This window comes from Winogradskyella sp. PE311 (assembly GCF_046545555.1).
Taxonomy (GTDB): domain Bacteria; phylum Bacteroidota; class Bacteroidia; order Flavobacteriales; family Flavobacteriaceae; genus Winogradskyella.
Map to the genome: position 1 here is coordinate 1,398,344 of NZ_JBHZTH010000001.1, position 15,098 is coordinate 1,413,441.

Genomic DNA, 15,098 nt, shown 5'->3' on the forward strand with positions numbered 1-15,098 from the left:
GAGAAGGAGTTGTAGATGGAATAGATGTAGAATTTGATGCAAGTGTACCACGCTTTGGAACCAACGCAAGTTGGGTAATCACAGACCAAGCAACGGGTAATATATTAGGATTACCAGCAATGGTACCAGCCGGAGGCTTCGTATTAGAAGGAGCAGGACCAGGAGTATGTGATATCTGGTATTTAAGATATGAAGACGGACTAACAGGCTTAGCAGCAGGCAACAATGTAGCAGATTTAATGGGATGTTTCGATTTGTCTAATCCAATCTCAGTAACACGTAATGCAGTAGACGGAGGAGCTATTCAAATAGCAGGAACAACAGATACTACTGCAGAGATTTGCGTAGGAGAAGGAGTTGTAGATGGAATAGATGTAGAATTTGATGCAAGTGTACCACGCTTTGGAACCAACGCAAGTTGGGTAATCACAGACCAAGCAACGGGTAATATATTAGGATTACCAGCAATGGTACCAGCCGGAGGCTTCGTATTAGAAGGAGCAGGACCAGGAGTATGTGATATCTGGTATTTAAGATATGAAGACGGACTAACAGGCTTAGCAGCAGGCAACAATGTAGCAGATTTAATGGGATGTTTTGACTTGTCTAATCCAATCTCAGTAACAAGAAATGCAGTTAATGGTGGTGCAATACAAATTGCAGGTACTAATGATACAACTGCAACGATATGTGCAGGTGAAGGTGTAGATGATTTAATAGAAGTAGAGTTTGTAGATATGAGTGTATTATCTGGTGACTCATCTATTTGGGTTATTACAGACCAAGCTACAGGAGATATATTAGGTACGCCTCCATCAGGACCATTCAATTTAGAAGGAGCAGGCGCAGGAGTTTGTGATATTTGGCACCTAAGATATACAGGTGACATTGGTTTAGCCACTGCTGCGAATGTAGCAGACTTAACTGGCTGCTTTGATTTATCTAATCCTATTTCAGTAACACGTTTAACGGGAACTGATTGTAATATGATTTGTGACGCTCAAGGTGGTGAGATTCAGATAGCAGGAACAACAGATACTACTACAGAGATTTGTGTAGGTGAAGGTGTAGATGATTTAATAGAAGTAGAGTTTGTAGATATGAGTGTATTGTCTGGTGACTCATCTATTTGGGTTATTACAGACCAAGCTACCGGAGATATATTAGGTACGCCAATGGCAGGACCATTTAATTTAGAGGGAGCTCCAACAGGAGTTTGTGACATCTGGTACTTAAGATATACAGGAGATATAGGTCTAGCGACAGCAAGTAATGTTTCAGATTTAACAGGATGTTTCGATTTATCTAATCCAATCTCAGTAACGCGTAATGCAGTAGACGGAGGAGCTATTCAGATAGCAGGGACAACAGATACTACTGCAGAGATTTGCGTAGGTGAAGGTGTAGATGATTTAATTGAAGTAGAGTTTGTAGATATGAGTGTATTGTCTGGTGACTCATCTATTTGGGTTATTACAGACCAAGCTACCGGAGATATATTAGGTACGCCAATGGCAGGACCATTTAATTTAGAGGGAGCTCCAACAGGAGTTTGTGACATCTGGTACTTAAGATATACAGGAGATATAGGTCTAGCGACAGCAAGTAATGTTTCAGATTTAACAGGATGTTTCGATTTATCTAACCCAATCTCAGTAACAAGAAATTCAGTTAATGGTGGTGAGATTCAGATAGCAGGGACAACAGATACAACTGCGACGATATGTGCAGGTGAAGGTGTAGATGATTTAATAGAAGTAGAGTTTGTAGACGAAACTGTTCGTTCAGGTGATAGTTTTGCTTGGGTTATTACAGATAATGCTACAGGAAATATCTTAGGGACGCCTCCATCAGGACCATTCAATTTAGAAGGAGCAGGTGCAGGAGTTTGTGATATTTGGTACCTAAGATATACAGGTGACATTGGTTTAGCAACTGCTGCAAATGTAGCAGATTTAACTGGCTGCTTTGATTTATCTAATCCTATTTCAGTAACACGATTAACGGGAACTGATTGTGACGTTTTAAGTATAAATGATATAAGCTCTAATTTTGATTTTAGCGTTTATCCGAATCCTGCAAAAGATTCTGTTAATATTAATTTCAATGGAAATAGTGTTTTAGACTTAAATGTTCAATTATTTGATGTTCTTGGAAAGGAAGTTTATAGTAGGCCATTATCAACACAGGGAACTATGACTATAGATATTAGTAATCTAGAAAATGGGACTTACTTTATGAATATTATTGATATAACTTCTGGAAACAGAATTGTAAAGCGCATAATTAAAAATTAAAAATAAATTTATTGTTAAAAAAAGAGCACCATTTTGGTGCTCTTTTTAATTTATATATATCTTTTTAATGTTTAAAATGTCGTGTTCCTGTCATTACCATAGCTACATTATTAGCGTTGCAATAATCAATACTTAATTGATCTTTTATAGATCCACCTGGTTGAATTACAGCAGAAATACCAGCATTATCTGCAATCTCCACGCAGTCTGGAAAAGGGAAAAAAGCATCGCTTGCCATAACTGCTCCTTCTAAATTAAAATTGAAGGATTTTGCTTTATGAATCGCTTGGTTTAATGCATCAACACGGCTTGTTTGCCCAGTGCCACTCGCACATAATTGTTTGTTTTTGGCCAAGACTATTGTATTCGATTTTGTGTGCTTACAAATTTTGGAGGCAAAGATTAGATCTTCTAACTCGCCAGCACTAGCTGTTTTGTTAGTTACAGGTTTTAAACCTTCAACCGTATCTGTGATCTTATTTCTATCCTGTACTAAAACACCATTAAGACAACTTCTTACGTTGGTTTTCGGCATTTCTATGTCTTTCAAGATTAATAGTATTCTATTCTTTTTACCTTTTAAAATTTCTAAAGCCTCATCTGAAAATGAAGGTGCAATAACAACTTCACAGAATAGTTTATGAATCTCATTTGCTGTAGAAGAGTCAATTTCTGTATTACTAATTAAAACCCCTCCAAAGGCAGAGACGGGATCACCTGCCAACGCGTCTACATAAGCTTGATGAATCGTATCACGTTGTGATAAACCACATGCATTATTGTGTTTGAGCACTGCAAAAGTTGGTGCATCATTTTTAAATTCTAACATAAGGTTAACAGCGGCATCAACATCTAGAAGATTGTTATAGCTCAATTCTTTACCGTGTAATTTTGTGAAGATATCATCGAAATTTCCGAAAAAGAATCCTTTTTGATGGGGATTTTCCCCATATCTTAAAACTTTACCATTAGTCTCAGATATTTTTAAAGATGCTATTTCGTGGTTTTTATTGAAATAATTAAATATAGCGGAATCATAGTGTGAAGACACATTAAATGCTTTTGCTGCAAAATGTTTTCTGTCATCTTCAGATGTTTCACCGTTTTTTGTCTCGAGAAGTTCTAAGAATTCTGCGTAATCTTCAACTGAAGATACGCAAGTAACATCTGCATAATTTTTCGCAGCTGCTCTTATCAACGAAATGCCACCAATATCAATTTTTTCAATAATATCTTGATTGCTTGCTCCAGAAGCAACTGTTTTTTCAAAAGGATAGAGGTCAACAATAACTAAATCTATTTGCGGAATTTCAAATTCTGCTAATTCAGCAACATCACCTTCATGATTTTGACGATTTAAAATACCTCCAAACACTTTAGGGTGCAATGTTTTTACACGGCCACCAAGTATTGATGGGTAAGACGTTACATCTTCTACAGGTACGACTTCAATTCCTAGATCTTTAATAAATTTTTCTGTTCCACCTGTAGAATAAATAGTGACATTGAGGTCATTTAGTTTTTTTACAATTGGTGCTAATCCATCTTTACTAAAAACAGAGATTAGTGCAGATGACATAGTTTTGTTGCTCATAATGTTGTGTTGTGATTTTTTCGATGTTGCAAAAATAAACATATTCATCAGTTAAATCTCGATGAAAAAACGAGTTTCTTTAAGTTTTTTGTAACAATAGATTGTTGAAAACGTCCTATCTTTAAATTGTTTTAAAACAACCAATCATGCTTGTCTATTTAAGAGTGTTTAGAGAGAGTTTTTCATTTGCAATTAATGCACTTAGAAATAACAAATTGCGAACTTTTTTATCACTTTTGGGTGTTACAGTTGGTATTTTCTCAATTATAGGTGTTTTAGCAGCTGTAGATTCTTTAGACCGTTATATAAAAGATAATTTATCAGGCTTAGATAAGAATACCATGTATCTCACTAAATTTTCATTTGGTCCGACAGATGTACCTCGTTGGAAACGTGACAATTTTCCTCAAACAGAGCATGATGATTTTGATTTTGTAAGACGAAATGTCCCAGATATTGAAGCAGCTGCATATATTATTTTTGGAGGAAATGAAACTATTCGTTATCAAGCAGAAACAGTTTCTGGTGTTGGTGTGGACGCGGTTTCTAATGAGATATACGAAATAGAAGATTTTAAGGTAGAGCAAGGACGATTTTATGGTGAGGCAGAATCAGAATCGGGCGCTCCGGTTATAGTTTTGGGGCATACTATTGCAGAAAATTTATTTGGTAATTCTAATCCATTAGGAAAAAAAGTTAGGGTTTACGGTAGAAAGTTATCTGTAATTGGTGTTTTGAAAAAGTTTGGTACAAGTATATTTGACTCTCCAGACGAAAAGGCTTTTGTACCAGCAAATTTCGTAAGACGTTTTAAAAATGGAGGCGTGAATGGATTGCCAGGCGCTATTATTATAAAGCCAGATTCAGACGTAGAAATTTCCTCATTTGAACAAGTTTTAAAACAAAAGTTTAGAGCTTTTAGAGGACTTAAAGCAGATGAAGATGATAATTTTTTTGTAAATAAAATTTCTGGCTTTGTAAGTGCTGTTGAAGGTGTAATATCTGGTATGAATTTAATAGGATGGATCATCAGTGGATTCTCATTATTAGTAGGAGGTTTTGGTATCGCCAATATTATGTTTGTTAGTGTGAAAGAACGCACCAATCTTATCGGTATTCAAAAATCTTTGGGTGCTAAGAACAGATTTATCTTATTTCAATTTTTGTTTGAAGCTGTCGTACTCGCCGTTGTTGGTGGCTTAGTAGGTTTGTTTTTGGTATGGATAATTGCATTAATAATGTCCAATTTTACGGGTGATTTTAAATTTGTACTTTCATTTGGTAATATGTTTTTAGGTTTTATGCTTTCTACGATAATTGGATTAATTGCAGGTGTGATTCCTGCAATATCTGCATCGAAATTAGATCCTGTAGAAGCTATTAGAACAGGAATGTAAATTGTGTTTTATTTTTTTTAAGCCTTTTTTAATACCTTAATATTTGAAAGCGTTTATCTTTATACATAATTAGAGATGGTATATGCTTGTATATTTACGCTTATTAAAAGAGAGTTTTTCCTTTGCAATAAATGCGCTTCGCAATAATAAACTAAGAACATTTTTGTCACTTTTAGGAGTTACAGTTGGTATATTTTCTATTATCGCTGTATTGGCTGCAGTAGATTCTTTAGATAAAACCATAACATCACAGTTAAGTTCTTTAGATAGTAATACAATGTATGTTGTTAACAGGTCTTTTGGACCAACTGATGTACCACGTTGGCAAAGAGAAACGTTTGATCAAATTTCATACAATGAATATAAAAATTTAAAATCATCATTACCTAATGCAGAGCATGTTGCTTTTCAATTAGGTGTGAGACGGGAGAATATTAGGTATGAGTCTGAATTAGTTAGCGGTGTAAATACAGTTGTTGTATCAAATGAATTTACAGATATTCAGGTTTTAGAATTTGAAAAAGGACGATTTTATAATGAGTCTGAATCCAATTCAGGAAAGGCAGTAGTTGTTATTGGTTCAGAAATAGCTAAATCTCTTTTTGGTCAATTCGAACCTATTGGTAAAAAGGTAAGACTTTATGGTCAAAAGTTTACCGTAATTGGTGTTGTGAAAAAGGAGGGGTCTGGTTTGTTGGGAGATAGTAATGACGTTTCTATTTTTTTACCAGCCAATTACGTAAGAAATAGATTTGGTGATAACAACCCAAATATGTTAGCTATAGTTATTATAAAACCCGAAAAGGAAGCTGATATAGATGCTTTAAAGGCTGATGTAACTCAAATTATGAGAAACAAACGAGGGCTAAAGCCAGATGAGATTGATACTTTTTTTATAAATATTATAGCAGGTTTGCAAGGAGCGATAGATACTATGCTTGGTACCATGAACCTCATTGGTTGGGTAATTAGTGGTTTCTCGTTATTAGTAGGTGGCTTTGGTATTGCTAACATAATGTTTGTTAGTGTAAAGGAGCGTACAAACCTCATTGGTATTCAGAAATCATTAGGAGCAAAAAATAAATTCATTCTTTTTCAGTTCTTATTCGAAGCTGTTATATTAGCCATAGTTGGCGGTATAGTAGGCTTGCTATTAGTATGGATAGGCACTATAATAGGTAGCGGATTAACTGAAGATTTTGAATTTGTATTGTCACCTACAAATATGTTAATAGGATTTGGAATTTCATTTTTAATTGGGTTAGTTTCAGGAGTTATTCCAGCACTGACGGCGTCACGTTTAGACCCTGTTGAGGCAATTAGAACAGGTATGTAATACTACTATTAAGAAATAAGTTTTGAGACTTCTTTACAAACAAACTCTAAAAAGCGCTCATCGGCCTCATTAAAAGGATCTGGTGTATTGGAATCAATATCAATTTGACCGATATTTTCGCCATTTACAAAAATCGGAATAACAATTTCAGCTTTAACCGTTATGCTACAGGCAATATAATTATCTTGTGCAGCTACATCTGGTACTACAAAATTTTGATTACTCACTGCAACTTGCCCACAAATGCCTTTACCAAAAGGAATTATAGTGTGGTCCGTAGGTTCACCTACATAAGGGCCTAGTTTTAATTCATCTTTGTCACCGTTTTTAAAGTAAAAACCTACCCAATTATAATAATTAATATTAGTTTCTAAGATTTCGCAAATCTTTAATAAACGCTCGTCAACTGTGAGCTGAGATTGTACTATAATATTTTTTATTTTAGGTTTTAATTCTTGTAGTGTCATAGATTTTCAAAACTTTTGGTAAAAGTATTTAAAATGCACAATTATAAATTACAGTTTTTATAAATTTAACATCAAACTAACATTGCTTGAAGGCTTTATTAAAACAATACAAACTCGTTATTAAATTTATTCTCACTTTTTTAGTGGTTTATGCAGTTTTGACCATTGGATATAATTTATATTTAAATCTTTCCGATGGCTCGAAGTTTTACCCAGATTACTTAACTAACTTAGTAGCAGAACAAACTAATTCCTTACTAAATGGAATTGGTTACAACGCAAATATTTTACCACATGCCAATGAACCTTCGATGAAAGTTATTATTAATGGTAAATATGTTGCTAGAGTTATTGAGGGTTGCAACGCTATTAGTATCATCATATTATTTTTATCTTTTATTATTGCGTTTGCAGGCAAGTTTAAAACCACACTGTTTTATTGTGTTGCTGGAAGTATAATAATATATGTTTTCAACCTATTTAGAATTGTTGTTTTATCCCTAGGTCTCTATCATTATCCATGGAGAAAAGAAATGTTGCATAATGTTATTTTTCCATTACTTATTTATGGTACCGTTTTTATTTTATGGATGATTTGGGTGAATCGTTTTTCAAAAAACACAAAAAGTCATGCCTAAATTAACAAGATATATAGTAATTGTGCTTTTGCTAGTGGTGTTGATTCTAATACGCGCTTTTGAAGATGTCTTATTTTATGATCCCTATCTTACTTTTTTTGAGAATGATTATCTTTATATAGATAATCCAAGACGAGAGGTTTTTAAACTTGTTTTTTTTACTAGTTTGCGATATCTGCTTAATACATTAGCTTCATTAGGTATACTATATTTATTGTTTCAAGATAAGAGTATAATTAAATTTGCAATTTTAGTTTATGTTATTTCTTATATATTATTACTAATTCCATTTTTATATTTTGTTGTTAATCCAAGGCAAGCGGATTACTATTTATTCTTTAACATTAGACGTTTTTTAATACAGCCTCTGCTTTTAATTCTCTTATTACCTGCGTTTTATTATCATAAGCTTAAACGTTAATTGTTGTTTAAATTAAGTTACTTTTTTTAAGTATTTCTTAAATTTGCACTGTGCAATATAAGTTAGTACATAAACTAGTTGGGTCAATACTATCATTTTTAGTATTGTTTTCTACAATGTCTTTTACTGTAGAAAAGCACTATTGTGGCGAAAATTTAGTCGATACATCCTTGTTTTCTGAATCGAAAAAATGTGGAGGTATGGATGTTTCTGATTCTAATTATGTTAAAAAGCCATGTTGCGAGGATACTGTGGATATTGTTAAAGGACAAGATGAACTTAATACCATAGAATTTCTAAAAATTAATACATCACAAGAGCTTATACTACTGGCTTATGGATTAACGTATTCATGTTTTTTTGAAAGTTTACCTAAACTTATAATACCTCATAAAGATTATTCTCCACCTAATCTCATCAAAGACATACAAGTCTTAGATGAGACTTACTTAATTTGATTTATAGATAACTCTTAAAATAATAGTGAACATAATTGTGCACTAAATTATTATATCTATAAATAAAATAAATGAAAAAATATTTAATATTAATAATGATGTTCTTATCATTCTTTGCATTTGGTCAAGAACAGTTAAAGGGCATAGTTTTAGAAACAAGTAGCTCTAAAGAATTACCCTTATCAGGCGCAAATGTTTATTGGTTAAATTCCTCAGTTGGCGGCGTAACTAATGATGATGGTACATTTAGCATACCATATAAATTCTCTTATAATAAGCTTGTAATAAGTTATATTGGGTTTAAAGCCGATACAATAATTATTACTGAAAATAGATATATAAGACATGTATTACAAGCCTCAGAAGAATTAGATGTTGTAACACTTATTTCTAGAAAACAGGCTACAACTAAATCTTATTTAAAAGCTACAAATACACTTTTTGTAAGTAGTGACGAGCTCTTAAAAGCAGCATGTTGTAATCTCTCAGAGAGTTTTGAAACTAATCCATCTATCGATGTAAATTTTGCTGATGCAGTTTCTGGTACAAAACAGATTAGAATGTTAGGTTTAAACTCACCTTACATCTTAATTACAACAGAGAATATTCCTTCTATACGCGGTGCATCTCAAGCCTATGGTTTAAGTTTTATTCCAGGTACTTGGGTAGAAAGTATACAAATTACTAAAGGAACAGGTAGTGTTGTTAACGGTTTTGAAAGTATTGCAGGGCAAATAAATGCGGAGCTCGTTAAGCCAAATACAGATGACAAGCTTTTTGTAAATGCTTATGCCGGTCTTAATGGGAGATTTGAGTTAAATACGCACATTAATCAAAAAGTATCGGATAGGTGGAGTACAGGTTTATACTTACATGGTAATAAAAGAGATAAGAAATTCGATAGAAATGATGATTCGTTTTTAGATGTGCCAATAAAGGAACAAATTAATGTGATGAGCCGTTGGCAATATACCAATGGTGAAAAAGGAATTGTAAGCTTTATTAATCTACGTTACCTTAATGATAAAACTCAATCTGGTCAAGAAGATTTTAATCCAGAATCAGATAGAGGAACTACCAATTTTTGGGGAAGCGAAATTAATACAGAACGTTTTGAAATTACAACAAAATTAGGTTTTGTAAACCCTAAAGTGCCATATCAAAGCTTAGGATTTCAAACGGCTTTCAGTCATCACAGACAAGACTCTTATTTTGGTTTAAATATCTATGATATACAGCACAATAGTTTTTATTCCAATTTAGTTTATAATAGTATAATTACAGATTCGCGTCATAAAATAAAAACAGGTTTAAGTTTTACTTACGATCATTTTGATGAATTTGTAGATACAGATTCTTTTGAGCGCACTGAGAATTCAGTTGGTGGATTTTTTGAGTATGCTTATGATGACTTAGATAAGTTAACAATGACTGCAGGTATAAGATTAGATCAGCATAATAGACTAGGTTTTTTTGTAACCCCACGTTTGCATGTAAGATATTCACCGTGGGAGAAATCGGCATTTAGAGCTTCTATTGGAAGGGGTAAACGAAGTGCGAATATTTTTGCCGAAAATCAAAATATGTTTTCTAGTTCGAGACAAATCAATATTTTAAGTAATGGCGGCAAAATCTATGGCTTAGACCCTGAAATTGCATGGAATTATGGAATAAGTTATTTACAAGGGTTTAATTTATTTGAAAGAAAGGCAGACGTCACCTTAGATTTCTACAGAACGGATTTTCATAATCAGGTCATTGTAGATTGGGAAAATCCTTTTGAGCTTAATTTTTATAATCTTAATGGTAAGAGTTATGCTAATAGTTTTCAAATAGAATTTAATTATAACGCATTTAGAGGTTTCGATTTAAGAACGGCTTATAAGTATTATGATATAAAAGCAGATTATAATTCTGGTCGCCTAGAAAAACCATTAACTCCACGACACAGATTATTTGCTAATGCATCCTTTGAAACAGACGAAAAGGAAAATAGTGCGCAATGGAAATTCGATGCCACATATAATTGGTTAGATTCGCAACGTTTTCCTTCAACAAATTTAAGTACCTCAGAATTTCGGTTAGATGAGTATTCCCCAACTATTGGGACATTAAATCTACAAGTTACAAAAGTGTTTTCTTCTAAATTTGAAGTATATTTAGGTGCAGAAAATATTACCAATGTACGTCAGTCAAACCCGATTGTAAGTGCAGATGATCCTTTTGGGTCAAATTTTGATAGTAATTTTGTTTATGGTCCAATTTTTGGAAGTATGTTTTACTCGGGTTTAAGATATCGTATAGAGTAACACATAATTTTATGGAGCTGACAGTCACATAAAAAATGAATATAATAAGATGAAAAAAATAATTTTAATTTGCACAGTATTATTTTCTACAGGAGTATTTGCCCAAAATAAAAATGCTAAAGCTTCAATGGAAGTGGATGGCATTTGTGGTATGTGTAAACAACGAATAGAAAAAGCTGCAATAAGAACTAAAGGGGTAAAATCTGCAGTTTGGAATTTGGATACCCATGAGTTAAAACTTATCTACGATGAACGTAAGACAGATTTAACTATAATATCAAAAAAGTTAGCTTCAGTAGGGCATGATACGAAAGAGGTGAAAGCAACAGAAGAACAATATGAAACTGTTCATCCTTGCTGTAAATACCGAGATAAAGATGTAGTAAAAGATCATGACGGTGAGAAGCAAAACAAGAAGAATAAAAAATAGGAATTTAATTATATCAGTTAATAAATAGACACGAACCTTATGAAGTTTAAATTATTTTTAATTATTACATTAATATCTTTTGTAACCGCGAACGCCCAAAAAGATTATATCATAACCATAGATGGGAAGTCATATGAGATTGAAATGGATAGTGAAATAGAAATAAAAATAAAAGGTAAGAAGCTCGATTTAGGACTTAGAAAAAAAGACACATTACTACTAGATGAAGATTATTTTCAACTTAAGTATACAAAGAAACATAAAGTATCTAAAGTTACTGTAGAAGAAGGTATAGACCAGTTAATGATAATGACTGCTGGCGGATCTGGTGTAATCGTTCAGAAATATAGTAGTTTTAACCCGACAATGCTTCAAGAGATGATGCTCAACGAGGTGACTAAAGAAAGTGTTAGTTATGGTTATAGCTTAGTGAGAAAAGACTATGATAAAAAATTATTATCTGGTGAAACTATAAAAGTATTAAAAGCTGTTTTAGACTATAAAGGAGAAACTGAGACCTATGAAATTGCAGCGCACGGAAAAAAAGATGAAGGTATTTTAGTAATGACTATGGACATGGGTTTAGGTCTTGGTGATGGTGGTCCTGAAATGGTTCAACTTATGTGGGACACTTTAAAAATAAAATAGCATTTAATAAATGTAAATGATGTTTTTCTATCACATTTTTCAATCAAAATAATGAAAAAGATTCTCTGTATAACCTTAATAATTGTTTTACAAAGTTGCAGCAGCAATGATGATAGCAATGTTGTGACGGCACCAGTGGCTACTGATATTTCAGTGTCATCTTCCGTAAGTCTAATTAATTGGACTGCGAGTATCGATTTGCAACAAAAATTAGACATTGCATTGAGTTATGATTATGGAGCTGCTCTAATTAGTGAAACGGTAAAACAGACAAATTTTAACGCGGATACGACTCAAGTCATTACCACAATTAATTTTATAGCGGCTGTACAGAATGCTTACACTGATACTAATCTATCAAATAATTCTGTTACGATTAATCTTATTAAAAATATTGAAAACCCGGTACCAGAAGGGGTTGAATTAAAGGCAGATGGACCAGGAAGTACATATGACTTAATTACTTCTGTATTAGCGCCAGGTCAAAACCCTATTGAGACACCAGATTGTAATCATACGGCATTTGGAAATCATATAGACGAACTTTTTGATACTGACTTAAATACTAATGTCTTTCGTTTTTTTATTCATACTACACCAGATAATGATCGTTGTATAAATTTTGATCGTCAACGGAATGAAATAAAGACTTATAGCCAATCTCCAGATAATTTATTAGGGATAGAAAATGAAACTGTTATCTATAAATGGAAATTTAAATTGAAAGCAGGATTTCAATCATCTCCAAATTTCACACATTTACACCAATTAAAATCGGTTGGAGGTGCATTAGAAAGTATGCCAATGTATACATTAACAACTCGCAAAGGTACACCAGATAAACTTCAATTGCGTTACGCAGAGACAGATAGTCAAATAACTGTAGAAGAGGCTGAATTAGCACCCTTTATAGATACGTGGTTAGAGGTTACAGAAACCATTAAATACGGTACATCTGGCACTTATGCTATTGAAATTAAGAATATAAGTGATGATTCCGTTTTATTTGAGTACTCTAATAATACCATCATAAATTGGAGGCCAGAAGCATCCTTTGTAAGACCAAAATGGGGCATCTATAGAAGTTTAATAAATCAACAAGATCTAAGGGATGAAGAAGTATTGTTTGCTGATTTTAGTATAACTGAAATTTAAACTCCTCACAAGTCTAACAGTTTAATAAACTGTTGTTGTAGTATTAGCCTTTACCTCACAAATAATGACATGTATCAATCGTTATCAATTTCTATTGTTAGAAGTTTTAGCGTGTTTACAAATTCAATATTTTAAGAAGTGATATGCGTTTTGCTAAAGATTTCTTTAAGGTCTTATGCACGATTAGATATTGAGGTTCATAATTGATAAGATCTATTATAAATTTTCTAAAACTATAGAGCATAATTCCTCTGCTACCCATAAAACTTCATTTTACCTTATGCAACTTTAGTTGAGGTTAGACTTTTATCGTTTTTATCATCATTTTGATAATTGTTTTATTAGGCAATGAACTCATCTTTGCATTAATAATTACAAACAATAAATCAAAACCTATGGCGTATTTTCCAGATAACGGTATGATGATTGAATTTTTTATATAATTATTAATTAATAGCAAAAGAAGATACTTAGCTTTTAGTATCCTTTTCTCAAAAGAAAACAAATATGATTACAGAACAAATAGAAACGACTTTAGCTAGCTTATATAACGACTCAAAATATGACCATCTCAAAATGATGAAAGGTTTTTCTAAAAGTATATTTAGACCAATAAAGCCATCTGATTTCAAGGATGTATATCTTTCTATCTCACAAGAACAAGGTAGGGATTTGGTGCAATTTATAAAGAATAATAATCTAAAAAATATTGTTGAATTTGGGACTTCGTTCGGAATATCCACTATATTTTTAGCACAAGGTGCTGCAGATACAGCAGGTCATATTATCACAACTGAGTTAATTGAATCTAAAGCTAAAAAGGCGATTGAAAATTTTGAAAGAGCAGGTGTAGATGATATAATTGAAGTAAGAATAGGAGACGCTATGGATACTTTAAAGAATCACCAAGAGTCAATAGACTTATTACTATTGGACGGTTGGAAAGATTTGTATTTGCCTTTATTTAACATGTTGGAGCCTAATTTTCATGAAAATACTTTTATCTACGTAGATAATGCAGATATGGAAGAAACTAAAGTGTTTTTAAAAACCATTGTCAAAAACTCTAAATATAAGTTACAATCAAAATATAATGGAAAGGTCGCAATTATCACTAGTATAAGTTAATTTAATTATTATGAAATTCATAGAAAAAATCTTAAAGGAAGAATATAATGAAGTACTTTCTTATTTAACTGAAAATGTAAAACTTAATCTTCAAACGGTTGGTGATGCAAAAGGTAAAGCTTCTGGTATAAAATTATTGAAAAAGCAATTCGAATACCTTCAAAATGAAATTAAAGAAGTAAAAGTTTTTAAACAATTTGAAGATGAAAAACATAGTGTTATCGAGTATGATATTTTACTTAATAACACGTTCGACTTACCCTTAGTAGCAATTATGGTGAAAGATGGAGATAAGTTTAGTGAAGTGCGCACATATCATTCAGTTTATCCTATTACAGAAGGACATGTTTTTAGAGCATCTATATTTTCTGAACAAATTGAATTAATAGAACCAAAAGAGGTGGTAAGCTATTTTGACGGTATTACTATTGGCTCAACTCAAGCCACAATGGCAACGTTAGCTTTTGAAGACGACGTATATTTTAGAGAACCTGCTGGATGGCGCTGGAATCATAAAACTAGAGAAGGGTTAAAAAAACATTTTGACCATTTCTTTGGAGATGGCGGAGTACCCTTAAAATTTCATAACTATGTGTTTGATAAAGAGTCTGGGACTTTTGCAGGTGAATACACTTGTGAAGTTTGGGGTAGTGCAACTTTTAAGCCTCAAGCAGGTGTTTCTATTTACGATATAAATAAAGAAACTGGTAAAATAACAGGCATTAGAGTTTATGACAATGTAGATACAAATTATAGATAAGAGTAGTTAAGATTTAATATTATTGTTGACTTTACAGTTTGGTAAATAAACCCAAATTAG

The 15,098-nt window shown here is 32.6% G+C and carries 14 protein-coding genes; 12 read left to right on the plus strand and 2 right to left on the minus strand.

Annotated elements, in window-relative coordinates:
* The coding region (locus tag ACFWU4_RS05935; protein WP_411125817.1) for a T9SS type A sorting domain-containing protein at window positions 1-2,297 on the plus strand (2,297 nt) is incomplete at its 5' end.
* A gap of 64 nt (window positions 2,298-2,361) precedes the next feature.
* On the opposite strand, the gene purH is transcribed toward ACFWU4_RS05935, so the two are convergent.
* Window positions 2,362-3,891, minus strand: a complete 1,530-nt coding sequence (gene purH, locus ACFWU4_RS05940) for a bifunctional phosphoribosylaminoimidazolecarboxamide formyltransferase/IMP cyclohydrolase (RefSeq protein WP_411125819.1) — start codon at window positions 3,889-3,891, stop codon at window positions 2,362-2,364.
* 146 nt (window positions 3,892-4,037) lie between these two features.
* Between purH and ACFWU4_RS05945 the strand changes: the two genes are divergently transcribed.
* Window positions 4,038-5,288, plus strand: a complete 1,251-nt coding sequence (locus ACFWU4_RS05945; protein ID WP_411125821.1) for an ABC transporter permease — start codon at window positions 4,038-4,040, stop codon at window positions 5,286-5,288.
* 82 nt (window positions 5,289-5,370) lie between these two features.
* On the plus strand, window positions 5,371-6,624 hold the full coding sequence (locus ACFWU4_RS05950; RefSeq protein ID WP_411125823.1) for an ABC transporter permease: 1,254 nt from the start codon (window positions 5,371-5,373) through the stop codon (window positions 6,622-6,624).
* 8 nt (window positions 6,625-6,632) lie between these two features.
* On the opposite strand, the gene ACFWU4_RS05955 is transcribed toward ACFWU4_RS05950, so the two are convergent.
* On the minus strand, window positions 6,633-7,091 hold the full coding sequence (locus ACFWU4_RS05955; RefSeq protein ID WP_411125825.1) for a GAF domain-containing protein: 459 nt from the start codon (window positions 7,089-7,091) through the stop codon (window positions 6,633-6,635).
* A gap of 86 nt (window positions 7,092-7,177) precedes the next feature.
* On the opposite strand from ACFWU4_RS05955, the gene xrtF reads away from it, so the two are divergent.
* The 9 genes from xrtF to ACFWU4_RS06000 all read left to right on the plus strand — a co-directional run bounded on the left by xrtF (window position 7,178) and on the right by ACFWU4_RS06000 (window position 15,038).
* Window positions 7,178-7,729 (plus strand): exosortase family protein XrtF, encoded by a 552-nt coding sequence (xrtF, locus tag ACFWU4_RS05960; protein ID WP_411125827.1) that lies wholly within the window; start codon window positions 7,178-7,180, stop codon window positions 7,727-7,729.
* A complete protein-coding gene (locus tag ACFWU4_RS05965; protein WP_411125828.1) occupies window positions 7,722-8,150 on the plus strand; it encodes an exosortase F system-associated membrane protein in 429 nt (142 codons plus the stop codon). The genes xrtF and ACFWU4_RS05965 overlap by 8 nt, the downstream gene beginning before the upstream one ends.
* A gap of 50 nt (window positions 8,151-8,200) precedes the next feature.
* Complete coding sequence (locus ACFWU4_RS05970) at window positions 8,201-8,608, plus strand: HYC_CC_PP family protein (RefSeq protein WP_411125830.1); 408 nt, start codon at window positions 8,201-8,203, stop codon at window positions 8,606-8,608.
* A gap of 71 nt (window positions 8,609-8,679) precedes the next feature.
* Window positions 8,680-10,917, plus strand: coding sequence for a carboxypeptidase-like regulatory domain-containing protein (locus ACFWU4_RS05975; RefSeq protein ID WP_411125831.1), 2,238 nt, complete (start codon window positions 8,680-8,682; stop codon window positions 10,915-10,917).
* A 49-nt stretch (window positions 10,918-10,966) separates the two neighbouring features.
* Window positions 10,967-11,347: a heavy-metal-associated domain-containing protein gene (locus ACFWU4_RS05980; protein WP_411125833.1), complete on the plus strand. Its 381-nt coding sequence runs from the start codon at window positions 10,967-10,969 to the stop codon at window positions 11,345-11,347.
* 39 nt (window positions 11,348-11,386) lie between these two features.
* A complete protein-coding gene (locus ACFWU4_RS05985; protein ID WP_411125835.1) occupies window positions 11,387-11,995 on the plus strand; it encodes a hypothetical protein in 609 nt (202 codons plus the stop codon).
* A 51-nt stretch (window positions 11,996-12,046) separates the two neighbouring features.
* A complete protein-coding gene (locus ACFWU4_RS05990; protein WP_411125837.1) occupies window positions 12,047-13,150 on the plus strand; it encodes a hypothetical protein in 1,104 nt (367 codons plus the stop codon).
* Between the two features lie 507 nt (window positions 13,151-13,657).
* Window positions 13,658-14,278, plus strand: a complete 621-nt coding sequence (locus tag ACFWU4_RS05995; RefSeq protein WP_411125839.1) for an O-methyltransferase — start codon at window positions 13,658-13,660, stop codon at window positions 14,276-14,278.
* 10 nt (window positions 14,279-14,288) lie between these two features.
* Window positions 14,289-15,038, plus strand: coding sequence for a hypothetical protein (locus ACFWU4_RS06000; protein WP_411125841.1), 750 nt, complete (start codon window positions 14,289-14,291; stop codon window positions 15,036-15,038).
* The last annotated feature ends 60 nt before the right edge of the window (window positions 15,039-15,098 follow it).

Excerpts from the sequence above, each read along its gene's own strand:
- purH (WP_411125819.1), bottom strand. The coding sequence starts at position 3,891 with ATGAGCAACAAAACTATGTCATCTGCACTAATCTCTGTTTTTAGTAAA.
- ACFWU4_RS05955 (WP_411125825.1), bottom strand. The coding sequence starts at position 7,091 with ATGACACTACAAGAATTAAAACCTAAAATAAAAAATATTATAGTACAA.
- ACFWU4_RS05965 (WP_411125828.1), top strand. The coding sequence starts at position 7,722 with ATGCCTAAATTAACAAGATATATAGTAATTGTGCTTTTGCTAGTGGTG.
- ACFWU4_RS05985 (WP_411125835.1), top strand. The coding sequence starts at position 11,387 with ATGAAGTTTAAATTATTTTTAATTATTACATTAATATCTTTTGTAACC.
- ACFWU4_RS06000 (WP_411125841.1), top strand. The coding sequence starts at position 14,289 with ATGAAATTCATAGAAAAAATCTTAAAGGAAGAATATAATGAAGTACTT.
- ACFWU4_RS05950 (WP_411125823.1), top strand. The coding sequence starts at position 5,371 with ATGCTTGTATATTTACGCTTATTAAAAGAGAGTTTTTCCTTTGCAATA.
- ACFWU4_RS05990 (WP_411125837.1), top strand. The coding sequence starts at position 12,047 with ATGAAAAAGATTCTCTGTATAACCTTAATAATTGTTTTACAAAGTTGC.
- ACFWU4_RS05975 (WP_411125831.1), top strand. The coding sequence starts at position 8,680 with ATGAAAAAATATTTAATATTAATAATGATGTTCTTATCATTCTTTGCA.
- ACFWU4_RS05945 (WP_411125821.1), top strand. The coding sequence starts at position 4,038 with ATGCTTGTCTATTTAAGAGTGTTTAGAGAGAGTTTTTCATTTGCAATT.
- ACFWU4_RS05980 (WP_411125833.1), top strand. The coding sequence starts at position 10,967 with ATGAAAAAAATAATTTTAATTTGCACAGTATTATTTTCTACAGGAGTA.
- ACFWU4_RS05995 (WP_411125839.1), top strand. The coding sequence starts at position 13,658 with ATGATTACAGAACAAATAGAAACGACTTTAGCTAGCTTATATAACGAC.